The 25,042-nt window shown below is 39.1% G+C and carries 25 protein-coding genes; 2 read left to right on the forward strand and 23 right to left on the reverse strand.

Annotated features, from left to right (window positions below; genetic code table 11):
- Positions 1-41: 41 nt before the first annotated feature.
- From era to mtaB, 14 genes are all read right to left on the reverse strand, one after another.
- The gene (gene era, locus MHH51_RS13875; protein ID WP_147209437.1) at positions 42-944 is read right to left on the reverse strand and encodes a GTPase Era; all 903 of its coding nucleotides are present in this window, start codon (positions 942-944) and stop codon (positions 42-44) included.
- A 272-nt stretch (positions 945-1,216) separates the two neighbouring features.
- Positions 1,217-1,579 (reverse strand): diacylglycerol kinase family protein, encoded by a 363-nt coding sequence (locus tag MHH51_RS13880; RefSeq protein ID WP_147209438.1) that lies wholly within the window; start codon positions 1,577-1,579, stop codon positions 1,217-1,219.
- Entirely contained in the window at positions 1,569-2,033 is a 465-nt protein-coding gene (gene ybeY / locus MHH51_RS13885) for an rRNA maturation RNase YbeY (RefSeq protein WP_147209439.1), read from the reverse strand. Before ybeY ends, MHH51_RS13880 begins: the two co-directional genes overlap by 11 nt.
- A complete protein-coding gene (locus tag MHH51_RS13890; RefSeq protein WP_339282333.1) occupies positions 2,033-4,159 on the reverse strand; it encodes an HDIG domain-containing metalloprotein in 2,127 nt (708 codons plus the stop codon). Before MHH51_RS13890 ends, ybeY begins: the two co-directional genes overlap by 1 nt.
- Positions 4,160-4,406: 247 nt before the next feature.
- Positions 4,407-5,378, reverse strand: a complete 972-nt coding sequence (locus MHH51_RS13895; RefSeq protein ID WP_339282334.1) for a PhoH family protein — start codon at positions 5,376-5,378, stop codon at positions 4,407-4,409.
- Between the two features lie 2 nt (positions 5,379-5,380).
- Complete coding sequence (yqfD, locus tag MHH51_RS13900) at positions 5,381-6,598, reverse strand: sporulation protein YqfD (RefSeq protein WP_147209441.1); 1,218 nt, start codon at positions 6,596-6,598, stop codon at positions 5,381-5,383.
- A gap of 111 nt (positions 6,599-6,709) precedes the next feature.
- Positions 6,710-7,009, reverse strand: coding sequence for a sporulation protein YqfC (yqfC, locus tag MHH51_RS13905; protein WP_147209442.1), 300 nt, complete (start codon positions 7,007-7,009; stop codon positions 6,710-6,712).
- A gap of 150 nt (positions 7,010-7,159) precedes the next feature.
- On the reverse strand, positions 7,160-7,699 hold the full coding sequence (locus MHH51_RS13910) for a hypothetical protein (protein WP_147209443.1): 540 nt from the start codon (positions 7,697-7,699) through the stop codon (positions 7,160-7,162).
- 28 nt (positions 7,700-7,727) lie between these two features.
- Positions 7,728-8,723 (reverse strand): flotillin-like protein FloA, encoded by a 996-nt coding sequence (floA, locus tag MHH51_RS13915; protein WP_147209444.1) that lies wholly within the window; start codon positions 8,721-8,723, stop codon positions 7,728-7,730.
- Positions 8,724-8,746: 23 nt separating this feature from the next.
- On the reverse strand, positions 8,747-10,081 hold the full coding sequence (locus tag MHH51_RS13920; protein WP_339282335.1) for an NfeD family protein: 1,335 nt from the start codon (positions 10,079-10,081) through the stop codon (positions 8,747-8,749).
- 229 nt (positions 10,082-10,310) lie between these two features.
- Complete coding sequence (locus tag MHH51_RS13925) at positions 10,311-10,757, reverse strand: GatB/YqeY domain-containing protein (RefSeq protein WP_147209446.1); 447 nt, start codon at positions 10,755-10,757, stop codon at positions 10,311-10,313.
- A 14-nt stretch (positions 10,758-10,771) separates the two neighbouring features.
- Positions 10,772-10,948 (reverse strand): 30S ribosomal protein S21, encoded by a 177-nt coding sequence (gene rpsU / locus MHH51_RS13930; protein ID WP_019377991.1) that lies wholly within the window; start codon positions 10,946-10,948, stop codon positions 10,772-10,774.
- A gap of 111 nt (positions 10,949-11,059) precedes the next feature.
- A complete protein-coding gene (deoC, locus tag MHH51_RS13935; protein WP_339282336.1) occupies positions 11,060-11,725 on the reverse strand; it encodes a deoxyribose-phosphate aldolase in 666 nt (221 codons plus the stop codon).
- A gap of 15 nt (positions 11,726-11,740) precedes the next feature.
- Positions 11,741-13,102, reverse strand: coding sequence for a tRNA (N(6)-L-threonylcarbamoyladenosine(37)-C(2))-methylthiotransferase MtaB (gene mtaB / locus MHH51_RS13940; protein ID WP_147209448.1), 1,362 nt, complete (start codon positions 13,100-13,102; stop codon positions 11,741-11,743).
- Positions 13,103-13,341: 239 nt separating this feature from the next.
- Between mtaB and MHH51_RS13945 the strand changes: the two genes are divergently transcribed.
- On the forward strand, positions 13,342-13,746 hold the full coding sequence (locus MHH51_RS13945) for a recombinase family protein (RefSeq protein ID WP_339282337.1): 405 nt from the start codon (positions 13,342-13,344) through the stop codon (positions 13,744-13,746).
- A 194-nt stretch (positions 13,747-13,940) separates the two neighbouring features.
- On the opposite strand, the gene MHH51_RS13950 is transcribed toward MHH51_RS13945, so the two are convergent.
- Both MHH51_RS13950 and MHH51_RS13955 read right to left on the reverse strand, forming a co-directional pair.
- Positions 13,941-14,672, reverse strand: coding sequence for a hypothetical protein (locus tag MHH51_RS13950; protein ID WP_156986112.1), 732 nt, complete (start codon positions 14,670-14,672; stop codon positions 13,941-13,943).
- The gene (locus MHH51_RS13955) at positions 14,659-14,889 is read right to left on the reverse strand and encodes a PspA/IM30 family protein (RefSeq protein ID WP_339282338.1); all 231 of its coding nucleotides are present in this window, start codon (positions 14,887-14,889) and stop codon (positions 14,659-14,661) included. The genes MHH51_RS13950 and MHH51_RS13955 overlap by 14 nt, the downstream gene beginning before the upstream one ends.
- A 1,016-nt stretch (positions 14,890-15,905) precedes the next feature.
- Here MHH51_RS13955 and MHH51_RS13960 point away from each other — a divergent pair.
- Positions 15,906-17,129 carry a dicarboxylate/amino acid:cation symporter gene (locus MHH51_RS13960; protein WP_339282339.1) on the forward strand — a complete coding sequence of 408 codons (1,224 nt, stop codon included), beginning with the start codon at positions 15,906-15,908 and terminating at the stop codon, positions 17,127-17,129.
- Between the two features lie 72 nt (positions 17,130-17,201).
- Here MHH51_RS13960 and MHH51_RS13965 read toward each other — a convergent pair whose 3' ends face one another.
- The 7 genes from MHH51_RS13965 to dnaK all read right to left on the reverse strand — a co-directional run bounded on the left by MHH51_RS13965 (position 17,202) and on the right by dnaK (position 25,028).
- Positions 17,202-18,398, reverse strand: coding sequence for a Bcr/CflA family efflux MFS transporter (locus MHH51_RS13965; RefSeq protein ID WP_339286311.1), 1,197 nt, complete (start codon positions 18,396-18,398; stop codon positions 17,202-17,204).
- Positions 18,399-18,614: 216 nt separating this feature from the next.
- Positions 18,615-19,085: an inner membrane protein YiaA gene (gene yiaA, locus MHH51_RS13970; RefSeq protein ID WP_339282340.1), complete on the reverse strand. Its 471-nt coding sequence runs from the start codon at positions 19,083-19,085 to the stop codon at positions 18,615-18,617.
- Positions 19,086-19,323: 238 nt separating this feature from the next.
- A complete protein-coding gene (locus MHH51_RS13975; RefSeq protein ID WP_339282341.1) occupies positions 19,324-19,980 on the reverse strand; it encodes a hypothetical protein in 657 nt (218 codons plus the stop codon).
- Positions 19,981-20,046: 66 nt separating this feature from the next.
- Entirely contained in the window at positions 20,047-20,814 is a 768-nt protein-coding gene (locus MHH51_RS13980) for a 16S rRNA (uracil(1498)-N(3))-methyltransferase (protein ID WP_339282342.1), read from the reverse strand.
- Between the two features lie 17 nt (positions 20,815-20,831).
- Positions 20,832-21,773 (reverse strand): 50S ribosomal protein L11 methyltransferase, encoded by a 942-nt coding sequence (prmA, locus tag MHH51_RS13985; RefSeq protein ID WP_339282343.1) that lies wholly within the window; start codon positions 21,771-21,773, stop codon positions 20,832-20,834.
- Between the two features lie 100 nt (positions 21,774-21,873).
- A complete protein-coding gene (gene dnaJ, locus MHH51_RS13990) occupies positions 21,874-23,004 on the reverse strand; it encodes a molecular chaperone DnaJ (protein ID WP_339282344.1) in 1,131 nt (376 codons plus the stop codon).
- A 182-nt stretch (positions 23,005-23,186) separates the two neighbouring features.
- The gene (gene dnaK, locus MHH51_RS13995; protein WP_339282345.1) at positions 23,187-25,028 is read right to left on the reverse strand and encodes a molecular chaperone DnaK; all 1,842 of its coding nucleotides are present in this window, start codon (positions 25,026-25,028) and stop codon (positions 23,187-23,189) included.
- Positions 25,029-25,042 lie beyond the last annotated feature (14 nt).

Consider the following 25,042-nt stretch of genomic DNA (forward strand, 5'->3'; position numbering starts at 1 on the left):
AAGAGGTTGTTCTTAAAAATCCAATGAAAATGTCACAAACTTTAATACTCATCAAGTCGGAATCCAAATTCATGCAATTGATTTTGTTTGTTTCTCCAATCTTTTTTTACTTTCACCCAAAGCTCTAAATACACCTTAGAGCCAAGTAAAGCTTCAATATCACGGCGTGATTGCTGGCCAATTTTTTTCAGCATGCTCCCTTGCTTTCCAATTAATATACCTTTTTGGGAGCTTCTTTCTGTAACAATCGTTGCTTGTACCAATAATTTTTCATTTTCATTCTTCTCTATATTTTCAATGACAACAGCAATCGAATGAGGAATTTCTTCCTTCGTATGATGCAATACCTTTTCTCGGATAAGCTCAGAAATGATGAATCTCTCGGGATGGTCTGTTACCTGATCGGCAGGATAATACTGTGGCCCATCTGGAAGTTTTCCAGCAACCACCTCTAACAGATGATTAACATTATTTCCATCTAATGCAGAAATTGGAATAATTTCATCAAACGAATAAAGATCCTTATACTGGTCAATCAGCTTCATGAGCTTTTCTGGATGAATTTTATCAATTTTATTAATTACCAGATAGACCGGCTGTTTCACTTTTTGCAGCAAGTCAATGATGTATTGGTCCCCGCGCCCATATCCTTCATCTGCATTAATCATGAACAAAATATTATCCACTTCATTTAAAGTATTCTCTGCCACCTGCACCATAAAATCGCCTAATCGATGTTTCGGCTTATGAATTCCAGGTGTATCAATAAAAATCATTTGGTATTCCTTGGTTGTCAGGACACCTTGAATTTTATTTCTTGTTGTTTGTGCCTTATCACTCATTATTGCTATTTTTTGACCAATAACCCGGTTCATAAAAGTTGATTTTCCCACATTTGGTCTGCCAATAATTGCAATAAATCCTGATTTAAAATTATTTGTCATGCTACGTTCCTCCGAATTTCTATTGTTTGCTTGCTTCTTATCATACTACATTTTTATGTTCGTTTCACTATATCGACAAAACCTTTAACAAACATACAATTTCAATTGTTTTTTGAGTAATTTGGTTAAGATTAACCAAGAAATGTTTTAATTTTTTTAATAGGTCTGCTCTTTTAAATTTGCCGGGGCAACTCTTGTCAGCGTTTTTATATACCTTTTTATTCTAAAAAAGAGGCTCCTGATAGGATCCCCTTTTGTAAATAATTATCGGATTATAGAAGCTGCATTATTTTTGGTCCGAAAATAAGTACTCCGACTACAACAGATATAATAGCTGTAACAAGAACGACACCTGCAGCAATATCTTTTATTTCCTTTACTCTTTCATCATAGTCCGGCTGAATAAAATCCATAATCCGCTCAATGACACTGTTTATCATTTCTGTGATAAGCACGAGACCTATGGTTAATAAAATAACTGCCCATTCGATGAGAGAAAGTTTGAAAAAGAAACCTAATGTAACTACAATTGCTGTTGCTGTGAGATGCAGCTGAAAATTAGACTCCTTTTTCACAACCGTTTTTAGCCCTGCCCAAGCAAAACGGAATCCAACAATTCTTTTTTTATCTTTCAATGCCAAATTCACCTAGGATTTCGTCCTGTCTGCGGAACATTTTCTTCTCATCCTCCACATTCATATGATCATACCCAAGCAGGTGTAAGAATCCATGCAATGCTAAAAAGGCCAGCTCTCTCTCAAAGCTGTGATTATATTCTTCTGCCTGTTCTTTTGCTTTATCTATCGAAATAATGATATCTCCCAGCACAACAGGCAATCCCTCCCCGACAATTTCCAGCTCTTCGTCTTCCATTTCCTGCATTGCAAATGAAATTACATCTGTCGGTTTGTCTTTATCACGATAGTCTCTGTTGATTACTTGAATTTGTTCATTATTCACAAAGCTGATGGAAACTTCTGCGTCATGAGCCACCTTCTCAGCTTTTCCAGCAAAGGTGAGCAGCTTCTCTACAAGCTCTATATGCTCATCAGCTACAATACCTGTTTCATCTTGAAAATCAATCATCATTATTTATCACCTTCCTCTTTCGGATACTGAATTCTGGAATGGAAAATTCCTTTTAAAGAATCGCAAATTGAATGTTGAATGGTTTTTAACTCTCTTAATGTTAAAGGACTGTTATCTAATTGTCCATCTGAAATTTTACTGCTGATAATAGCCGAAACAATTGAATCAATCTGCTCAGGAGTCGGATCCTGTAATGAGCGGACAGCCGGCTCTACAGAATCACAAATGCAGATAATAGCTGTCTCTTTGGTTTCCGGCTTTGGTCCAGGATATCTGAAATCCGATTCCTCCGTTTCAGGATTCAGCTCCTTCGCTTTTACGTAAAAGAACTGAACTAAAGAATTCGAATGATGCTGCTTCGCAATATCAATGATTTCCTTAGGCATTTTATGCGCTTTTAACATATTTGCTCCATCGGTTGTATGACGGATAATAATATCTGCACTTTCTTTTGGCGGCAGCAGGTCATGCGGATTTTTATTTGGCATCTGATTTTCAATAAAAAATCCCGGCCGGACTGTTTTACCAATATCATGATAGTAAGACCCTACCCGCGCCAATAAGCCATTTGCTCCTACTGCTTCACATGCTGTTTCACTGATGTTGGCAACCATTACAGAATGGTGATATGTTCCAGGTGCCTCCACCAGAAGCTTCTTCAACAACGGCTGATTAGGATTGGATAATTGCAGTAGCTTCATATCTGTTAATGTTCCTAAAAAGCTCTCAAATAACGGCAATATCCCAATTGCCAGGATCGCAGAGAGACAGGCAGCTGCAATACCAAAGCCAACATATAAAAACACATCAAACCATGTATATTTTTCAAAGGACAGGAATAAAAATAAAATAATGACAGCAGAATGGATAAGGATTAACCCGATTGCAGTTTTTAAAATAACTAAACGTTCACTTATTTTTTTCATTAATACAATCGCTGCAAGCTGAGAGAAAAGAAAATAAATAGCAGCTTCGACGTGCAGCATCCCGGCAATATAATTATTAAACATAAATGCAGCTAATATAGCATATAAAATGCTCAGCCGTATGGCAGTACGATCGCTTATTAATATTTTTAATAAAATAGCAATAGCTGCAATTGGTGTAACTAAGTACAGTGCGTTAGACTGGTCAAAGAAAACACTTTGAATCTTCATAATAAAGATTGCCAATGCACTTATCAGCACTGTTGCTACAATTGGAAGAATACTCCAATTTCTGTTTTTAGCAATTTGAAAGCTTTCATAGCCGAAAAAGTAAGCAATCACAGCTGCCAAAAATCCCAGAGCAAGAATCGGATAGATATTACCTTCCTGTGATAACACTCCTACCAATTCCAGCTGTTCATAAATTTCATTTGTAATGGTCTGCCCTTCACGGACAATAGTTTCTCCAGCCCGGATAATAACAGGGTCTACAAGCGTTGCTGCATCCTTTTTTTCTTGAGCAGTTTCTTCATAATCAAAAAAGGAATTTTCCACAACAGCAAAGTCTGCTAATTCGATTAAAGCCCCCTGCAACTCTTCATTTAAATCCGAATAAGATATAGCGCGATCTACATTAGTTATGCCAGATTGTATATTCTCTACTCTTATCCCCTGATTTAACACTTCTTCTAACGCTTGTGAAAATATTGTTTCAGCCTCTATTAAAGCAGCGTCTGACTGCTGCAGCAGTAAAACGAAAACATCTTCAGAGATTTCCGAACTGATTTCTTCAGAAAGAAGGGCCTTTAATTCAACTGCCTCCTCCCGATAAATATCTTCTATCGCCTCTCCTGCATCTTCATCGTGCTCTTCCTTCACCTTAAATACTGCTTCAAAGATTTCATTAATATAGTTTAATCGTTCTTCCGTGACTTCTTCGGAAATACTATACCGATCGGGAACAGCATCTACAGCTTCCCGAATCCTCTGATCTGTCTCCTGCTTATTCTCTATAGTGATCGGTGATCGTATTGTCTCTTCAGAAACAGCAAAACGCTGTATATCATATGTATCCGTACGTACATTATCTAATAAAGTAAAAAAAACAGTTGCTCCTATAATAAGAGCTGGAATAACCGCAAATAGATATTTTCGTCTCTTTTTAAAAAAAGGGAGTATTTTCCTCCATCTATTTTTCAACACCTTCACCCCACTACACATTTTTACCGGCTGCATTAAAATGATTATGGTGTACCATCTGGCAAGTAAACTTCCAGCTTTAAAATCAGGATATAACAACTGGATAAAAGATGATATACACTATTCAATTTATTATGATGATTCATTTACGATCTCTCCCGATTAATTCAGTACATCATATCCATATATGTATGATTGAAATACAACGATCTTCTCATGAACAACAAGGATGAGACTTTTCCCTGTCTCATCCTTCATTTCCGTCTTCTGCTTCATAAGCATTTATAATTTTTTGAACAAGCGGATGCCGGACTACATCAGCAGCCTGCAGATGCACAAAGGACAATCCGTCTATTACTGAAAGCATGCGTTCCGCAACTCTTAGTCCGGAAGTCATTCCTTTGGGAAGATCCACTTGTGTCATATCCCCTGTAATAATCATTTTTGATCCAAATCCTAGTCGTGTTAAAAACATTTTCATTTGTGCAGGTGTTGTATTTTGGGCTTCATCCAATATGACAAAAGCATCGTCCAATGTTCTCCCGCGCATATAGGCCAATGGAGCAATTTCAATTGTTTCCCGTTCGATTAAACGTGCTGTATGCTCCGTACCCAAGACATCATGTAATGCATCATAAAGGGGCCTTAAATATGGATCCACCTTCTCTTTCAAATCACCTGGTAAAAATCCTAAGCTTTCCCCGGCTTCTACCGCTGGTCTGGTTAAAATAATTTTTTTCACAAGCCCATTTTTCATAGCATGAACAGCCATAACAACAGCCAGATATGTTTTCCCCGTACCAGCTGGGCCAATCCCAAACACTAAATCTTTGGACTTGATAGCCTGAATATATTGCTTCTGTCCAAGCGTTTTTACCCGGATTGATTTCCCTTTATAATTTTTTGTAATTTCATCTTCAAATAGGGTTTCAAATTGTTTTATTTTACCTTTTTTCGCCAGTTCTACTGCATAAACAACATCCCGCTCTGAAATGGTTTGACCTTTTCGAATAACGCTCAAAATTGTCAGGAGAATCTCTTGTATCAATTGTACTGCCTGATCATCTCCAGAAACACGAATTAATTCGCCTCTGGATATAATATCTACTCCAAGTAAAGCTTCCAGCTGTTTTAGATGCTTATCATTAGCACCAAATAAAGCAAGCGCTTCATTGGCACCTTCTAATTGCAAATCAATATCCACTAAGTTTTCGGGCATAATCAGTCTCCTTGAGTTATAAGTTCTTCTTTTACAATATTTTCTTCTACAGAAAGATATAAGACTAATTCAACTTTACCATGCTCTGTATGTTCATGTAAAATCTTTTCTGATAATATCACGGCTTCCGGACCAAGTTCATTTTCCAATTGTGTTACAGCCTGCTGGATTCCGGCTTCAATCGCTTCTTCCTTCGACCTTTGTTCTTCTATTTTCTCCGTTTCACTTATTTCTTTAGAAACATACGATATGGGCAGCTCCCATTTCAAAAAATGAATAGGCTGTTCTCTCCGTTCCTCTTGGGAATATATAAAATCCGGATCCTTAAATCCCCAGAAAGGCAGCTGAACGTCTCCAAAACGTAAATAATGCTTCTTTTTCTGTTCACCAGTTATTTCTTCAGCCTGATAAAGAAGCGGAATACTGACATGAACTTCATACCACGTATTTGCTATCACTTCTGCTTCTGCAGCAATAGGCTGTCCTGGATTTTCTTCAGCATCTGTATTATTTTCCCCTTCTTCTGTATTTAAATTACCGGAAACTAAAACTTTTCCCGGAACAACATAATCATTCACACTTACCATAGCTCGTCCTTTAGAAACATACATGTTAGTAATAACACCCTTTTTCGTTGCCACTAAATTTCTCGGCTCCCCTGGAGGCAGCTCCTCTACAATTGTTTTTTCAACAGCTTCCAGGTGTAAGCTTGTTCCCTGAAGATTCACTCCTGTCCAGAGCAGCTCAGGCACTTCATTTAAAAGCTGGCGCTGTATATCTGTTGGTGTAGCAAGAGAAAACAGCCAGACACCTGGATGTATCCCAAAGGCTTCAAGCTCTGTTTCTATTTTTTCTTCAATTTCTTTTGGAACGCCAGTTATTTTAACTGACCATAACAAATTAGATAAAACGAAAAAAAAGAGAAAGCCAATGAGTATACCAATAACCAGAAATCTTTTTTTACAGAGTCTTGAAAGAAAAAAAGGAAAGCCTTTTCGATCAACAAAAGAAACTTTATATAAAGAATTCCTCCTTATTTTTCGTAAGGCTCCTAAATCCTTTAACATAATAGTAGCCTGACAGCAGTCATCTTCTATTTTTTTTACGTCCCAAATAGAAATACCCCCGCTGGCACATTTTTGTAAAAACAATTCCGGCCTGGCTCCTTTAATCCGAACAGTAATGTATGCACGTATAGTTGGCGAATTTTCTTTTTTCATTTCAACCTCCTATGGCTCGTCTCATATCCTTTTCATACAATAATGGTACTCCTATGCAAGTATTTATTTCTCATAAGGAAACACTTTATAGGCTTGTTAAGGATGGAGAAATCATTCTTTTTTTTCGCCTTCCTGATTTAAGAAGAGTACCTCTGAAATGGTTCCTTCCAGCATAATCTCCTTTGGCAGCATCATTTTAAGCACAAAGGAATGCCCTTTAATACATACAAAACCATTTGCCACCTTTAATCTTAGCTCTTCATTTGTGTATAGGGCTAAGCCTTGATGATTTTCAATATAGAAATGTAAATGTCCAATGATTGTTATACGCGGCATCTCCATAACAACATCGGATGGAAGAGAGAATTGCTCCATTAAAAGCGAACGGATTCTTTGTTGCCATTTTTTCAATGATGATCCCCCCTCATTGATACATATGTAAAGTCTTTCTTGAACAGAACCAGTTTTAGAAGGAAAGAAAACTTCCGAATAATATCCTCTTTAAACAAAGAAATATCCTAATTAGCATATCTATGCTAATTAGGATATAAATGTGATTCTTTATTTTCTTTTTTGTACGATACTTCTATACGGCTGCTTAGCACGGGGAGATCCAAGAACCTCCGACATAATAATTCCGTTTACTAAGCCTTTTCCGTCCAGATTACCGGAGACCCGTCTTTTCATTTCACGTTTCCCCGGGTTTTCTTCTTCAACGTTACGATCAACAATCAAATCTTTAAACTTTTGCTCTGCGTTCTCTATATCTTGCTGAGCAGAAGTCTGATATCGATTTGCCAAACGTTCCATTTGTTTTTTCTGCTGGTCTTCAATGCTTCCAGCAGAAATATCCGGACGCGCTCCTTCTCTATAGACTTGGCGTTCTGCGCGAGGCTGCTCTCTTTTTCTTTGAGTCTGCTGTCTCGTCCTCATCTCTTGTGGGGAACGCTGCTGCCTTTGTCTGGACTGCGTCTGATTTTTTGGAGGTGTAGACTGCTTTTTTTTCTGTTCTTCTTGTTTCCTTTTGGAATCACCCAGAAAAGTGATTAATCCAGAAATAATGATAATAACAAGAAATAAATTATCTAATATCCAGCCCATATGCCCCCTCCTTTTTTTGTCATTTTAATTACTTGTTTTGATCGTCATCTTTGTTGTCTTTGGAAAGCTTACCAATAGAATCACGCATATCTGTATCTGCATCAATATTTTGGTAGTTCATATAATCCATGACACCCATTTTACCGGAACGCAATGCTTCTGCTAACGCAAGTGGTACATCGGCTTCTGCTTCCACAACTTTCGCGCGCATTTCTTGTACGCGGGCAACCATTTCCTGCTCTTGTGCTACAGCCATTGCACGACGTTCTTCAGCTTTCGCCTGAGCAATATTCTTATCAGCTTCTGCCTGGTCTGTTTGAAGGATAGCACCGATGTTTTTACCGATGTCTACATCAGCAATATCAATCGATAGGATTTCAAAGGCAGTACCGGAATCAAGCCCTTTACTTAAAACTGTTTGAGAAATCATATCCGGATTTTCAAGTACCTGTGTATGTGCATCTGAGCTACCAATTGTACTTACCACACCTTCACCGACGCGGGCGATAATTGTTTCCTCACCAGCACCACCGACTAAGCGGTCAATGTTTGCACGTACTGTAATTCTTGCTAATGCTTTAACTTCAATACCATCCATTGCAATACCTGCGATAAATGGAGTTTCAATTACTTTCGGGTTTACACTCATTTGTACCGCTTCTAATACGTCACGGCCAGCTAAATCGATCGCTGCTGCACGTTCAAATAGTAAATCAATATTTGCACGCTGGGCAGCAATTAGAGCGTTAACCACTCTATCTACGTTACCACCGGCAAGATAGTGACTCTCAAGCTGATTAATTTTTACTTCCAACCCTGCTTTATGCGCTTTAATAAGCGGATTAATAACACGGTTTGGCACAACCCGGCGCAGACGCATACCAATTAGTGTAAAGATACTGATTTTTACCCCGGCAGCCAAGGCACTAATCCATAGTGCAACTGGAACAAAAGTAAATAAAATTGCTAAAGCAATAACGATGACCGCGATTATGATAAGCGGCATTAAGATTTCTCCATCCATTCTGATTCCTCCTGATTAAAAAGTTATTTTATTTCCCTAACTACGACACGAACACCTTCTACTCGAATTACTTTGACCTTTTTTCCTTTTTCAATATAAGATCCATCAGAAACAACATCAATTGTCTCATCATTTAATTCGACCAATCCGGAAGGGTGCAGTGGTGTTAATGAGTTTCCTTCAAGTCCGACAAGCTCTAAACGGTTCACTGAGGATACATAACCTTGTTCCGTTGCGGTACTGTCTCTTAAAATGATATGGCGGAAAATACCTTTGTCCATACCAATTCTTCTAAACAGAATGATAGCAAGAATCACAGCAATTAAAAAGGCAATACCTATACTCATTGACATGTGTACCATATCATATCCTGACATGAATAAAGACCCGACCACTGCAGCAATACCCAGGACACCCAATATACCTCCGGTGACAAAGAATTCTGCTACAATTAGGCCAATACCAATGATAAGGAGAAGAAGTGCCTCCATTCCAGCCAGGCCGGCAACAATATGACCATAAAAGAACAGGAGCAATGACAATAATCCCAAACTTCCCGGTACTCCAAATCCAGGAGAATACAGCTCAACAATCAGCCCGATACTGGCAACGGAAAGCAAGATAGGTATAACAACCGGATGCGTCAGAAATCTTGCCAGGTCTTCTGCAAAAGATGTTTCTGTTTCTACAATGGTTGCTTCAGAAAGATTAAGTTCTTCGAGAAGTTCGGCGCGATTTGAGACTATACCTTCTGCATAGCCTACTTCAACCGCCTGCCGGGGGCCTAATGTTAAAAATTCCCCTTCAGGAGCTCCATATTCCGGTAAATCAATACTGCTATCAGCCATCGCCGCTGCATAAATAGGATCTCTGCCGTTTGATTCCGCAGCGCTTCTCATCTGTGCAAGCCAGGCAGATTGTGCTTTTTTATCAGCCGCTGTTCCATCCTGATTGATGACGCCGCTTGCTCCCATAGTTGCATGCGGATTAAAATAAATATTATCAGAGAATAAGGCAATATAAGAACCTGCGGATAACGCCTCGTTAATGATATACGCTGTTGTTGGAATAGTTAGACTTTGAATATGCGAGCCTATTTGACCAGCAGAATCTACACGTCCTCCAGGAGTATCAATTTCAAAAATGATGTGATCTGCACCACTTTCCATAGCTTCTTCTGTGGCTCGTTTAATAAAAGCTTCAAGTCCTCTTTCCACTTCATTTTCAATCGGAATAATATATACTGTTTTACCCTGGCCCTGCTCGGCTTCGGCCTGTTTCCCTGTGAAAATAGATACCAAGGTTAAAACTGATACAAAAAATATGTATACAGCCAACCGCCTGCGATGTCTTTTCAACTTGAATCACCCCCTCATCGTCCACCTTATCTATATTTACGAAAGTAATTCATAAAAGGTTTCATTTTTCGTGGATGGGCATACTCTGATAGTACCATACCTTTTGAAGGAATAGAAAGCTTCATCTAATATTCAAGTTAGAAAAGTCTTTTATGTACATATTGATACTTGTCGTAAACTACATTTTAATTCAAATTAAAAAACCAACCCAAAAACGGGCTGGTTTTTTTTATCGCAATTTCTGCTCTACTATTTGTTTAATTTTAGTACCGTCAGCCTGTCCTTTAACCTTTGGCATCACGGAACCCATTACTTTCCCCATATCTTTCATCGAGGTTGCATTCACTTCTTTTATTGTTTCCTGAATGATCGATGTTAATTCTTCATCTGAAAGCTGTTTTGGTAAATACTGTGCAAGTATATCCAATTCATTTTCGGTTTTTTCAACCAAATCTTCTCTTCCAGCATTTTTAAATTCTTGGAGGGAATCTTTTCTCTGCTTAACTTCTCTCGAAAGAATAGTTAAATCTTCGTCCTCAGATAGAGTATCTTTTCCAAGCTTAATCGATTCATTCTGAATAGAAGCCTTTACCATGCGAATAACGCTAAGGGTTTCTTTATCTTTGTTCTTCATCGCCTGCTTCATATCTTGATTCAATCGATCAAGTAGCGTCATACGTTACACCTTCTTTAGAATTTACGTTTTCTAGCAGCCTCAGATTTCTTCTTACGGCGTACACTAGGTTTTTCATAGTGTTCACGTTTACGATATTCCTGTAATGTACCACTTTTTGATACACTACGCTTAAAGCGACGAAGAGCATCCTCAAGAGACTCGTTTTTACGAACGCGAGTTGTATTTGACATGCTAATTTCCCTCCCTCCGAAGCACAAAACCATATTTAATGCTGACATGAACATACTCTCATGCCTTTTTAAAGTATAATATAAACCTTCCGTGCGGTCAATGGTTATTTATTAATAATCTGAAGTTCCTTCTTTACCTGAAACAATTTCCACTCCGGCGCTTGCACCAATACGTGTTGCTCCAGCTTCAATCATCGATTCCGTCGTTTCTAAGTCACGAATTCCTCCTGATGCTTTTACTCCCATATCCGGCCCGACTGTTTCCCGCATCAATTTGATATCTTCAACAGTTGCACCGCCTCCGGAAAAACCAGTTGATGTTTTCACAAAGTCTGCTCCGGCTTCTTTTGCTAATTTACAGGCAAGCACTTTTTCTTCATTTGTCAACAAAGCTGTCTCAATAATTACTTTTGTTAAAGCTTTGTCCTTTGCAGCATCTGCAACAGCCTTAATATCTGCTTTAACTAATGCTTCATTTCCTGCTTTTAATTCTCCAATATTTATAACCATATCTACCTCTGTTGCACCGTTTTCAATTGCTTCTTTTGTTTCATAAACCTTTGTCTGTGTTGTTGTTGCTCCTAGAGGAAAACCAATTACGGTACATACTTTTACTGGCGAATCCTTTAGTTCGCTTGCACAGTAAACAACCCAATGCGGATTTACACAAACGGATGCAAATTTATTTTCTTTTGCTTCTTCGACAATTTTTGCAATTTGCTGCTTCGTAGAGTCTGGTTTTAATAATGTGTGGTCAATATAAGAAGCTAAATTCATGATTAATATCTCCTTTTATGCGTTTTTTTCTGCAATATGTGTGGCATGATCCATCACCCTTACAAAAACACCTTTATTAATAGGGTAGCCGGACTCTGTTATTTTCACTTTAACAATTTTACCAATTAAATCGGCTGAACCTTCGAATTGTACTTTCATATAATTATCCGTATAGCCTATAAGCTGATTGTTTTCCTGTTCACTGGCATGCTCCTCTGGAATTACTTCCAATACTTCATCTTCGTATTTAGAGGCATATTCTTTAGCAAGCTGATCAGATAATGAGATTAAGTCATGCACACGTTTTTCTTTCACCTCATCTTCTACTTGATTATTCATTCTGGCTGCAGGCGTTCCAGTTCTTCTGGAGAAAGGGAATACGTGAAGCTCAGCATAGCCGATTTCTTTAATAAAATCATACGTTTCCTGGAATTCTTCCTCTGTTTCCCCAGGAAATCCGACAATGACATCCGAGGTAATCGCTAATCCCGGCAGTGCTTTTTGTATCTTTTTCACTTTTTGTCGGTAAAAATCTGTTGAGTACTTACGGCGCATTCTGGCTAATACCGTATCTGACCCGGATTGCAATGGAATGTGCAAGTGACGGACAATTTTTTTACTTCTGTCCAGCACACGGATAACCTCGTCCGTAATTTGACTAGCCTCAATAGAACTGATTCGGATGCGTTCTAACCCTTCCACCTGCTCCAGCTCTCCAAGAAGCATCGCGAAATTATAATCCTTTAAATCTTCTCCATATCCAGCCGTATGTATTCCTGTAAGTACAAGCTCTTTATACCCTGCTTCCACTAATTTATTTGCTTGTTCAATCACATTTTCAGGATCTCTGGAGCGAAGCAGTCCTCTTGACCAGGGAATAATACAGAATGTGCAGAAATTATTGCAGCCCTCCTGAATTTTCAGTGATGCCCGTGTGCGGTCTGTAAATACAGGTACATCCATTTCTTCAAACACACGATTTTTCATAATGTTTGACACACCATTAATAGGAGCTTTTGTTTTTTCATGCTCTTCAATATAAGTAAAGATATTTTTTCGCTCCTGCGTACCGACAACGACATCGACACCAGGAATCTCCATAATCTCGCCAGGAGAGGTTTGTGCGTAGCACCCAGTTACACAGACTACTGCATCAGGATTATTTCTAATTGCACGGCGGATTGTCTGTCTGCTTTTTTTATCACCTGTATTAGTAACTGTACATGTATTAATGACATAAACATCCGCATCATGATCAAAGTCTACACGTTCATAGCCCTGTTCCTTAAACATTCTCCAAATACCCTCAGTTTCGTAGTGATTTACCTTACAGCCGAGCGTGTGGAAGCTGACGGTTTTCGGTAGCTTTTCAGCCATTTATTTATCATCCTTTCATTACAATCTTTATTATAACTTCATCGTATCTTATATTATCACAAAAGATTAGAAATAGAATACTAAAGAACCTTTCTATCTTAAATATGATGAATGATTTTTTATTTAAATAATTAATTCCACTTTATTCTGCAAGGAGGACTCTTCTATTAATTCCGCCATCTCATTTAAACACTCATTCAATTGTTCATTTAACTTGCCACTTTGAAAGTTCTGATATATTGTTCCTTAGAAAAGACACTTGGAAGAAAGACAAAAAGGAATGGGTTGTTAAAGAAAATAATCATGAAAGTATTATTTCCAAGGAACAGTTTATTCGTGTTGGAAAAATATTAGATGGTAATTACAGAGGAAATCTCCACATTCAACGGGAAAATAAACATGATCATATATTTAGTAAGAAATTGTATTGTGGCAAATGTGGTAAAATGCTGTTTGCTGCTTTAGATAGTCATATAATTGAAAAGCAAAAAAATAGAAGCAAACAAAGGTTATACTACAAAAATTTTGAGGATACAATTCTACAATATTTAAAAGAACATGGATCTGCAAAAAGGATAGACCTTCAAAACCTTACAAATCTTAATTGGGATGCAACTACTGAATTATTAAAGGAATTAATTTAAAAGGATTTAATTGAGAGACGAGGTATCTCAATGGCTATTCGGTATTATTTTTAAAAAAGTAAACAATAAAAAGGGGATTTGGGGGGGTAATCCCCCCTCCCCGCTCTTGTATCTCAAAGGCGTGGGCGATTGCCCATACGCCTCTGTTTCTATGAGAAGGCTCTGTTAATGAGGTAAGGCTAAACTTCTGATATTCATGTGTCGTCCTCGATGTGCAAACGACCGAGCGGGCGCGCCTTTAGCACGTTGATGTCAGCGACGTCGCTATTAATCAGGCCCCGTTGCACGAGGGTGTCGATAGCCCGGCCGCGTAGCATCAGCAGACGCTTCACAGTCTTCTCGTCAAGATCCTCAAGAGCAATCTCCTGCACCTTCATCTCCGGGAGAGGCGACATCTGCACGAGAATGAACAGCAAGATGGCAAGGCCCATCATCACGTAGGCCGGCAACATCATGAGGCCCATGTCCACACCCTCGCGAGCCGCCAGCATGTACGCCACGGGAATCCCGAGTGCGCCGAACACGAAGATAATCGTCATGGTCAGGCGTAGGCCAGGCGTCTGCTTGCGTCCTTCCCGCACCCAGTCCACAAGCAGCACCACCACGCCGAGCGCTGCAATTGCGTAGCAGACAGAAGCGAAAGGAATGTCTCCCGCGTCCCTAGGAGTCATACGCCCAAGACGGATTGCACGATCATCGCCCAACAGCGCCGCAAACCCGCCAATCGACGCCAGCCAAGGAACAAATCCGACGAGAAACGCCCAAATTTTCTGCAGAGCCGAACTCTTCGTCCACTCAGACGCATTCATTCGATGCGCGACCACGTGGGCTTCCAACACATCGAGGCCGTGTGGCTCATACCGAGACACACTCCGCGCCCACATGGAAGGAGGCAGTGGGTCCGGTCCGATATCAGGCAACTTCATCTGCATGCTCCCATGAAGCCTGTAAAGATTCATACGATTTTTCTCGGTGTCTTTTATCTTTCAGTGCTTTTTTTGATAATTCTTCATTATTTTGAATTTCCTTCCCAATATCTATCGGGTATTGTTCTAACATTTTGACCGGATCTTCTGCCTTGTCAGTCATTGTATTCAATTCTGAACTGACAATGGTTTTCATTCTATTATATAATTGAAACATACAAATCCTCCTCTTAGAATAAGTAATGTACGATTTGTTCACAATATGAAATACGATTGATTTTGCAAATAGTTTCGTTTGAGGCGTTTCTCCAGATAATTTAGGAAACAGACATTTATTCTTAAATGCTTTAAGGTATGTTTCTAAAAAATAATGTGGCAGCTATTCGGTATTATTCAAAGAAAAAAATCAATAAAAAGGACTTTTGAGGTAATTCCCCCAACTCTTCTATGCCTTACCATTACAAAATTCTGTAGCAATCCTAAGTGAGTTTAGTAGGGGGCAGCCGAGCGTATGAAATCTGATGGTTTTCGGTAGCTTTTCAGCCATTTATTTATCATTCTTTCATTAATTTCTTTATTATAACTTCATCGTATCTTATATTATCATAGAAGATTAGAAATAGAATACTAAAGAACCTTTCTATCTTAAATATGATGAATGATTCTTTTTTCTATAGTATACAAAGAATTCCTAACAATAAATTATTTCATGAGTTTAACCCGTTCTTCCAAGGTATGAAAAAACGCTATTCTTCTACAGCTTTCAGCATAAACATGTCAGAACATGCGGTTTCCCAGGAAATAATTGAAACCAATATTGGAGATTTTTCTGCCGCAAGCCATGCTCCCAGCCCAATCATTGTTAATCCTGACAATTGATCGATCCGTTTGTCCTCATTAGTTAATATGTATAATCTAACCAAGTTAAATGTTTATATTCTCTTTCTTTAATACATTCACTCAACTTTCGCTCCTGAGAATAAGCATCTATACTCTACTATTCCAAGGTTCCCTGAACTCTAATTGTACTTATACCCTTAGAAATATAATTAAAAACAAAGCTTTATAAACTTTTCCATCATAAAAATCAGGAGACAAATTTAAAACACCCTAATCCATACAAGCTTAAAACCGCTGTCACTAAAGCAAGCCTTCATTACCCACTAAAAAGATGTGAATTATGAGTTTAATATGCTAATATATAATGAAATAGGATAAAAGGAATTGGGGAGAATGTCTTTATCTAATAGAATCTTTATGGCTTTGGGTGCGGGAGTTCTATTCGGAGGTTTACTGAACCTGCTTGCTCCGGGCTGGGTGGAGCCGCTCGATCAGCATCTGTTACAGCCTGCTGGCGAAATATTTCTACGGGCAATTCAATTAATTGTTGTCCCGCTTGTATTTGCAGCCTTGATTATGGGTATCACTCAGTTAAGAGGGACTGGCTATATTGCCCGATATACAACAAAGCTGATGAGCCTTTATGTGGTAACTTCTGCTATTGCTATCGGCCTTGGGCTTGTAGTCGCGTTAATCGTTCGTCCTGGCAATAATGCAGAAGCCATTTCTATAGGCGAGGCATCGGCCAGCGATGAAGGATATTCCTTAATCGAATGGCTCGTAAGCATTGTTCCCTCTAATCCATTTGAAGCATTGGCAACAGGGAACCTTTTACAGGTTATTGTCATCTCTGCCCTTGTAGGTACAGCGATTAATCTGTTAAAAGAGGAACAAACTCGTCCCTTTTTAAATGTTGTGAAAAGCATGTACGAAATTGTGCAGAAAATCCTGCAGCTTGTATTAAAAATAGCTCCATATGGGGTTTTTGCCCTGATTACCTCTGTAGTAGCAACGCAGGGATTTGGAATTATCGGCAACCTGGCTGTTTATATGCTTGGTTTGATTTTAGCAATTATTCTTATGATTGGTTTATATGTACTGATTTTATTTGCCTCCGGTGTAAAACCAAAATCTTTTTTCCGGGGATTTGGCTCCGCATTTACGCTGGCATTTGGCACAGCCAGTTCCAACGCGGCTTTGCCTCTTGCCTTAAATGGAGCCGAGAAAGCTGGATTGCAAACTGATTTATCCGGTTTTGCCATTCCATTCGGAACAGCCTTAAAAAGAGATGGCGCTGGTATCTTACAGGGATTTAACGCCATTTTTGTTGCGCAGCTGTTTGGGGTAGATTTAACGATAGGACTTGTAATCGCAGTTTTCCTGAGTGCTCTGCTTGTTTCGTTTAGTACAGCCGGGGTACCTGGCGCAGGGATTATTATGATGACCACTGTTCTTTCTGCAGCGAATCTGCCTTTAGAAGGAATTGCAATTGTTGCCGGTATCGACCGGGTAACAGAAGGATTCCGTACACTTTTGAATGTTTTCGGAAACACGGCGAACGCAAGTCTTTTGCAGCAGTGGGAAAATCGGCGGGATCGTAAAAATCAGGAAGGGTGAAGGATAATCACTCTTCCTGATTTTTTATAAATACCAATTAAATACTTCTTACGCATTACATCATTTATTTCTCTAATTTATTTTTTTAACAAGCGTAAAGAAAGCAATAAAACCAATGAGCGTTGTTACAAATAAAATAGTCCCCATCGGCACCGCTGATGCCTCATTAATACCCGCCAATGGTGAAAAAATGGAACCAAGCAATAAAGGAAGCATACCTAAAACAGCACTCGCACTTCCTGCACGATGACCCTGTTTGGCCATCCCCAACGTAAAGGTACTCGTCAAAATCATACCCATTGTAATCATATAAATAAAAATCAATATAACGATCATCGCTAAAGGTCCTTCAATAATTGTCATGACAAGTAATAAGGATGTAGCCGTAAGTGCAGTTACAACAGCAGCTTGAAGCAGCTTTTTTTCTGAAATGATTCCGCTGAAGCGCCCGATAACAAAGCTGCCAGTAATAATTGCCAGCCCATTAATACCAAATAATACACTAAATACTTGAGGAGATACACCATAAATGTCTTGATATATAAATGGAGTTCCCGATACGTAAGCAAAGCTGCCGCCATGGATAAACCCGACGACCAAGGCATAGCCGATAAAGGAGCGATCTTTCAGTAAACTGCCCATTGTTTTTACCGAAGCTCCTGCTGAACTCGAGATTCGTTTATGCGGCGGTAAGGTCTCTTTAAGCTTCATAGCTACAATGACAACCATAAGCAACCCAACTATACTTAAAAAGAAAAAAATACTTTTCCAGCTGGTCGAATGAAACGCCAGAATAAACCCGCCAATCATCGGGGCAATCATTGGAGCGATCGCATTAATCACCATCAATAACGAAAAAAACTTTGTAAGTGCCTGTCCACTGAACACATCCCGTACAACTGCCCGCGAGAGAACAACTCCGGCTGAGGCAGTTAACCCTTGTAAAAAACGCATTGCAATCAATATCACAATATTAGGAGCTAAAGCACATAGAACCGAAGCCAAAGCAAACAGGAGCGTAGCAATCAGTAACGGCTTTCTTCTCCCCTGGGAATCACTTATGGGGCCCGCAAACAGTTGACCAATTGCAAGCCCCAGCAAACACGCTGTTAAACTCGCCTGAACAAGTGTTGCACTTGTATCTAAATCTTGAGCAATCTCAGGAAAACTGGGCAAATACATATCAATATTAAGCGGCCCTAAAAAAGCTAGTAACCCGAGAAGCAATGCTAATCCCAATCGAGTTGATCCCGTCGGGTTATGCTGTATCGTTACTTCTCTTTCAAATTTCAATCATTCTCACTCCTGACAGCTTTATTGCAGATAATATTAGACAGAGAAAATTTTAAAATTTATTCATCCAACTGTCAAATCTTTCAAATATTGATTGGCAATCGATATAACTATTAGGACAATTAAAAAGCCTGACTTCTTTATTCTATTAAAGAAATTAGGCTCTTCATATTCAGCTAACCTATTCCATTTTCAATCTCTTTCTCTAGCCTGCTCTGTATCTCTAATATTTTTCTGAACCGTTACTGCGGAAAATAAGCTAAGTACAAATGCCATACCGTAGAATCCTTTTTCACTTAAAACAATACTTCCGGCATTGTATAGACCGATACCAATTAATGAAATAGATATAATAAGTGCAACCCAGCTGATACCATAATAAATATTTGTCACTGGAATTCCTTCATCTTTATCTCTTACCGCTTTTTGTAACGATACCGCTGAGTATAATCCAAATATTAATACTGCAAAATAATAGCCTTTTTCATTCAGTTCCATTCCTGCGTTAAACAGGCCGATAAGATAAGCAGATACACCAATTAATAAAGCTGCCCAGGAAGCGCCTTTAAATGCTGCGGTAGGTTCGCCTTCTTTTCTTTCAATTTTTATCTTTGGTTCCACATCCTCTTGCCTGTCTGTTACAATCTTAGGTTCGCTTGCCATTCACATTGCCTCCTTCTTTTTATCTATAAAATAAAGCATTGCAATAATTCTGCAATGCTTATACTTACATTTATTATACGTGATCTCCCTGTAAAGAGAAGATGATTTTAAAAAGATAGTTACTTAGACTTACAAAGGAAATTCGAGATGTACAGCATAAATAACAAAATGGCTTCAACGTAATTAATACTGCCTAAGCTTTAACGTTATAATCTTTTTTATATCCTGAGACTTATTTCTAACTTTCAATATTCAGCTTTTTGATTAGTGCGGTTACTTCTTCGTCGTTACCTGTTTCAATATAAATCTTTTCAGTATTTTTAACGATATTCTCCGTATATTCCTCCATTGACGTGTCTATTTGATCCTCGCTCGGCCAGTGTGAGGGTACATCATATAAATTAATTGTTCCGTCTCCATTACCGCTATAAGTCACGATACCATCTGCCATAATTCCTCCCCCTAAGGTGATAACATCTTCTGGATAATCAACACTTGTTTCTTCATAGGGATTTACTTGTTCTCCGGCTGAGGTATGGTAAACGTTTAATTCTTCGATATCCTGATTACCTATAATTTGCAGCCAAACACGGGCGAATTCAATTTCATCAGCTGAATATTCAGATAAGGCATCGCTGTTCACCTTACTGTCATTCGATTGATTATTTGAACTCTCATCCTCCTCTTCTTTGGATGGTTTTTCTGTAGAATCATTCTTCTTTACTTCTTCTAAGTCATCATCTGTTTTATTTGCGGATTTGTTTTCTTCAGTCTTCTCCTTCTGCTCCCCAGCTCTGTCCTCGCTATTCCTGCTTTGTTTAGCATCATCATTACAAGCTGCAAAAAGGAATGCGATGGTAATTAAAATTATCATTGAAGCCAGTGTTCTTTTCATTTTACATCCCTCGCTTGATAGCTTCTAAAAAAAGGCAAAACAGCCTTTATCCGACTATTTTACCCTCTAATCTTTGTATCTAAATTCTTCCATATGATAAGAAATACTTGCCAACGCATATAAAGCTGCTGTTTCCGTACGCAAAATACGCTTACCAAGTCTTATTGCCTGAAAACCAGACTCTTTAAGATGATCCACTTCTTCCGGAGAAATCCCGCCCTCTGGACCTATCACAAGCAGAACTCGGTCATTCTCGGATACATTATCCAATGCAGATGCAAAAAGAGAAGATTTTTTATCTGCTCCTTTAGCCTCTTCTTCATATGCAAAAAGCTTTACTGTATAGGATTCGCTTTCTTCTAATAAAGCTTTAAATTGCATAACAGGGAACAGTTCAGGAATCCGATTGCGATGACTCTGTTCACTAGCTTCTTTAATAATTTTCTCAAAGCGTTTTGCTTTTTTATGAAATTTCTGGTCATCCCATTTTGCAACAGATCTCTCTGCTGCAAACGGAATAAATTTTGCTGCCCCCAGCTCAGTTCCCTTTTGAAGAATCCATTCAAATTTATCACCTTTAGGAATTCCTTGTGCAATGGTGACCTCCACTGGTAATTCAACGGATTCATCCAGCCAGACTTCAATGATTGCTTGCACTTCTTTTTCATGCATTTCTTCAATTTTACAAAGAGCTGATTTCCCATCCTCTGTATTGCAAATAAATTTATCACCAGGCTTATTCCTCATAACCTTTGTCATATGATGGACATCGTCTCCAAGAATTCGGATCGATTGATCTTGTATTTGTTCTTTCGAGATAAAATAGCGCTGCATTCTAATTTCACCTGCTTTTATTCCGGTTTTTTAGCAACAATGGAAACCCAATCTTCCATTTCGCTGACTGAAATAATATCAAACCCGGCTTCTGTTAACTGATCCCGGACCAACTGTTTCTTCTTCTGGATAATACCTGAAGTAATGAAATAGCCGCCCGGCCGAAGATTATTATAAGCATCCCCTACAAAACGGACAATAATCTCAGCGAGAATATTGGAAACAATCATATCTGCCTGGCTCTCTACCCCGTCCAGTAAATTATTCTGTTTCGTTGTTACTTTATCCTGAAGGCGGTTTAATTTCACATTTAATTTTGTACTCTGTACAGCTACATCGTCTAAATCAAAGGCCTGTACTGACTCCGCGCCTAATTTTACAGAAGCGATGCTTAAGACCCCTGAGCCGCAGCCAACATCAATAACTTTATCACCAGGCTCTATATAGGCTTCTAAACCTTGAATACTCAATACTGTGGTAGGATGTGTGCCAGTACCAAAAGCCATTCCCGGATCCAGCTCAATAATTAATTCATCTGTAGATACCGGTTTATAGTCCTCCCATGTCGGAGTGATTGTAATCCGGTTGGATATTTTGACCGGTTTATAGTACTTTTTCCAGGCGCTCGCCCATTCTTCTTCATGAACCTCGCTTATTGTTACTTGATTTTTCCCTAAATCAATATCATAAAGAAGTAATTGGTTAATTGCTTGTTTAATCTCCTCTACAGTTTCTCCTAAAAAGCTGTTCATCGGCAGATATGCCTTAATACGAACACCTTCATCCGGATAGTTCTCAGGATCTAACTCCACAATTTCTCCAAATCCTTCTCCTTCAAAACGCTCCAGGTCCAATGGATCTTCGATAACTAATCCGCTCGCACCTGTTTCATGCAAAATATTTGAAATAGGCTCCACTGCTTCGTTTGTTGTAAGAATGGTAATCTCTGACCATTTCATATTGAACACCGCCGTCCTTTTAAAATATCTATGTAAACAGAGGAACCTCCAGCCTTTACCCTGAAAATATCATCAAAATTCAAGCTGGAGGGTACCCTGATCAGTCACCTTTGAACGCTTTACGAAAACGTTGGAAAATATTATCTTCTTGTTCATCTGTAGATTCATGTCCGCCTAGTTCATTAAATTGACGCAATAAATCTTTTTGTTTGTCTGTTAAGTTGGTTGGTGTCATAATCTTCACTTTAATATGCTGATCTCCATGACCTCTTCCATGAACATTTGGTGCTCCTTTTCCTTTTAAACGGAAAGTCTTGCCTGCCTGTGTACCTGCTGGAATTCTTAATTTGACTTTCCCATGTACAGTAGGAACTTCTATTTCATCACCTAAAGCAGCCTGTGCAAAGGTAAGCGGCAATTCACAGAAAATATGGTCGCCTTCGCGGAGAAAGAAATCATGCTTGCGAACACGAATTACAACAAACAAATCGCCTGCAGGTCCGCCATTTTTTCCCGGCTCTCCTTTTCCGGCGACACGGATTTGCTGCCCTTCGTCAATACCTGCCGGAATATTAATATGAATTTTTTTCTTTTTATTAACTGTTCCGGAACCGCCGCAGGTTTCACATTTTTCAGGTATAATTTTACCTGTTCCGTTACAATAATGACATACACGGCGATTAACCACACGACCAAACGGCGTATTCTGCTCTTGGTTTAGTTGGCCTGAACCATGGCAGTGTGAGCATGTTTCTGCCTTTGTACCCGGTTTCGCTCCTGAACCATGACAAGTATCGCATTCTTCCTCCTGAGAGACTTCAATATCCGTTTCTTTTCCGAAAATCGCTTCTTCAAAATCAAGAATCATCGTATATTGTAAATCGTCTCCCTGCTGCGGAGCGTTTGGATCACGCGTACGCCCTCCGCCGCCAAAGAACATATCAAAAATGTCACTGAATCCGCCAAAGTCTTGAGCGCCGCCACCGCCAAAACCGCCGAATCCCTGACCTTGAGCTCCTGCATGCCCAAATTGATCATATTGTGCTTTCTTTTGATCATCACTTAATACTTCATAAGCTTCTTTTACTTCTTTAAATTTTTCCGCTGCGCCTTCTTCTTTGTTTACATCTGGGTGATATTTACGGGCCAGCTTCCGGTAACTCTTTTTTATCTCATCCTTCGAGGCACCCTTATCCACGCCTAAAACATCATAATAATCACGTTTTGCCAAATTACTCACTCCCGAAACTCTGATTGCATAAGTTTAATCATATCATCATTCATTTGTCTGTGGCAACAATGAATATCTGCTTCGAATCAAACTGACTGCCATGCGTTCATTTTCTACATTAGTCTGTAAAAAAGTCAAAGCCAAGAGAATCCTGACTTTGACTTTTATTCAGTAACTATTTATTATTTATTTTCTTTATCGTCATCGTCGACTTCAGTATAATCAGCATCAACAACATTGTCATCCTGTTGTCCACCAGCATTTTCTGCTCCTTGTGCTGCTTGAGCCTCCTGCTGAACCTGCTCATAGAGCTTAGCTGAAAGCTGTTGAACTTTTTCTTCCAAAGCATCTTTCTTCGCTTTGATTTGTTCCTGATCATTAGACTCTAAAGCTTCTTTTAATTCATCTCTCGCAGCTTCTGCCTGCTGTTTATCTTCATCAGAAACTTTATCACCTAAATCTTTCAATGTTTTATCTGTTGTAAATACAAGCTGATCTGCCTGGTTGCGAAGCTCGACTTCTTCACGGCGCGCTTTATCCGCATCTGCATTTTCTTCTGCTTCTTTTACCATGCGGTCTACTTCTTCATCAGATAAACCGGAGGAAGATTTGATTGTAATGGATTGTTCTTTATTTGTTCCTAAATCTTTCGCTCTAACATTTACAATACCATTGGCATCAATATCAAAGGATACTTCGATTTGAGGCATTCCACGTGGTGCCGGTGGAATATCAGTTAATTGGAAACGGCCGAGTGTTTTGTTATCTGCCGCCATTTCACGTTCCCCTTGAAGTACATGAATATCTACTGCAGTTTGATTATCTGCTGCTGTAGAGAATGTTTGTGATGCACTTGTCGGTATTGTCGTATTACGTTCAATCAGTTTAGTAAAGACTGCACCCATTGTTTCGATACCTAATGAAAGTGGTGTTACGTCAAGTAATAATACGTCTTTAACGTCTCCTTGTAATACGCCGCCTTGAATAGCTGCACCAAGTGCTACAACTTCATCCGGGTTAACGCCTTTAGAAGGATCCTGACCTAATTCTCTTTTAATTGCTTCCTGTACGGCTGGAATCCGTGTAGAACCACCAACTAAGATAACTTTGTGGATATCATTTTTAGATAATCCGGCATCAGAAAGTGCACGGCGTGTCGGTTTCATTGTACGTTCTACTAAATCAGATGACAGCTCATCAAATTTCGCACGGGATAATGTCATTTCCAAGTGTAATGGGCCTGCATCGCCGGCTGTGATAAATGGAAGAGAAATCTGTGTCTGTGCAACACCAGATAAATCCTTCTTCGCTTTCTCTGCAGCATCTTTCAAGCGCTGTACAGCCATTTTATCCTTAGAAAGGTCAATGCCGTTTTCTTTTCGGAACTCTTCTACCATATGCTTGATGATTACTTCGTCAAAGTCATCTCCGCCAAGACGATTATCTCCAGCTGTTGCAACTACTTCGAATGTACCATCACCGATGTCTAAGATGGATACATCAAATGTACCGCCGCCAAGGTCATATACAAGAATTGTCTGATCCTGATCATCTTTATCAATACCGTATGCAAGTGCTGCTGCTGTTGGTTCGTTAATAATACGTTCAACCTCTAGACCTGCAATTTTACCAGCATCTTTTGTAGCTTGACGTTCAGCATCATTAAAGTAAGCAGGAACTGTAATGACAGCTTTCTCTACTTTTTCACCGATATAATCTTCTGCATAAGATTTGATATATTGCAAAATGATTGCTGAAATTTCTTGTGGTGTATATTCTTTATCCTCAATAGTTACTTTATAATCTGTACCAATATGACGTTTGATAGATTGAACTGTATTCGGGTTTGTAATTGCCTGACGTTTAGCAACCTCCCCAACCTGTCTTTCACCGTTTTTAAAAGATACAACAGAAGGAGTTGTACGATTTCCTTCCGGGTTAGGGATAACGACTGCTTCGCCACCCTCCATTACTGACACACATGAGTTTGTTGTTCCTAAGTCTATTCCAATAATTTTACTCATTTCTTCATTTCCTC

It is taken from the genome of Oceanobacillus sp. FSL K6-3682 (assembly GCF_037976165.1).
Taxonomy (GTDB): Bacteria; Bacillota; Bacilli; order Bacillales; family Amphibacillaceae; genus Oceanobacillus; species Oceanobacillus sojae.

Excerpts from the sequence above, each read along its gene's own strand:
- era (WP_147209437.1), bottom strand. The coding sequence starts at position 944 with ATGACAAATAATTTTAAATCAGGATTTATTGCAATTATTGGCAGACCA.
- ybeY (WP_147209439.1), bottom strand. The coding sequence starts at position 2,033 with ATGATGATTGATTTTCAAGATGAAACAGGTATTGTAGCTGATGAGCAT.
- MHH51_RS13895 (WP_339282334.1), bottom strand. The coding sequence starts at position 5,378 with ATGCCCGAAAACTTAGTGGATATTGATTTGCAATTAGAAGGTGCCAAT.
- yqfD (WP_147209441.1), bottom strand. The coding sequence starts at position 6,598 with ATGAAAAAAGAAAATTCGCCAACTATACGTGCATACATTACTGTTCGG.
- MHH51_RS13910 (WP_147209443.1), bottom strand. The coding sequence starts at position 7,699 with ATGGGCTGGATATTAGATAATTTATTTCTTGTTATTATCATTATTTCT.
- floA (WP_147209444.1), bottom strand. The coding sequence starts at position 8,723 with ATGGATGGAGAAATCTTAATGCCGCTTATCATAATCGCGGTCATCGTT.
- MHH51_RS13925 (WP_147209446.1), bottom strand. The coding sequence starts at position 10,757 with ATGACGCTACTTGATCGATTGAATCAAGATATGAAGCAGGCGATGAAG.
- rpsU (WP_019377991.1), bottom strand. The coding sequence starts at position 10,948 with ATGTCAAATACAACTCGCGTTCGTAAAAACGAGTCTCTTGAGGATGCT.
- deoC (WP_339282336.1), bottom strand. The coding sequence starts at position 11,725 with ATGAATTTAGCTTCTTATATTGACCACACATTATTAAAACCAGACTCT.
- mtaB (WP_147209448.1), bottom strand. The coding sequence starts at position 13,102 with ATGGCTGAAAAGCTACCGAAAACCGTCAGCTTCCACACGCTCGGCTGT.
- MHH51_RS13950 (WP_156986112.1), bottom strand. The coding sequence starts at position 14,672 with ATGAAGTTGCCTGATATCGGACCGGACCCACTGCCTCCTTCCATGTGG.
- MHH51_RS13955 (WP_339282338.1), bottom strand. The coding sequence starts at position 14,889 with ATGTTTCAATTATATAATAGAATGAAAACCATTGTCAGTTCAGAATTG.
- MHH51_RS13960 (WP_339282339.1), top strand. The coding sequence starts at position 15,906 with ATGTCTTTATCTAATAGAATCTTTATGGCTTTGGGTGCGGGAGTTCTA.
- yiaA (WP_339282340.1), bottom strand. The coding sequence starts at position 19,085 with ATGGCAAGCGAACCTAAGATTGTAACAGACAGGCAAGAGGATGTGGAA.
- MHH51_RS13975 (WP_339282341.1), bottom strand. The coding sequence starts at position 19,980 with ATGAAAAGAACACTGGCTTCAATGATAATTTTAATTACCATCGCATTC.
- MHH51_RS13980 (WP_339282342.1), bottom strand. The coding sequence starts at position 20,814 with ATGCAGCGCTATTTTATCTCGAAAGAACAAATACAAGATCAATCGATC.
- prmA (WP_339282343.1), bottom strand. The coding sequence starts at position 21,773 with ATGAAATGGTCAGAGATTACCATTCTTACAACAAACGAAGCAGTGGAG.
- dnaK (WP_339282345.1), bottom strand. The coding sequence starts at position 25,028 with ATGAGTAAAATTATTGGAATAGACTTAGGAACAACAAACTCATGTGTG.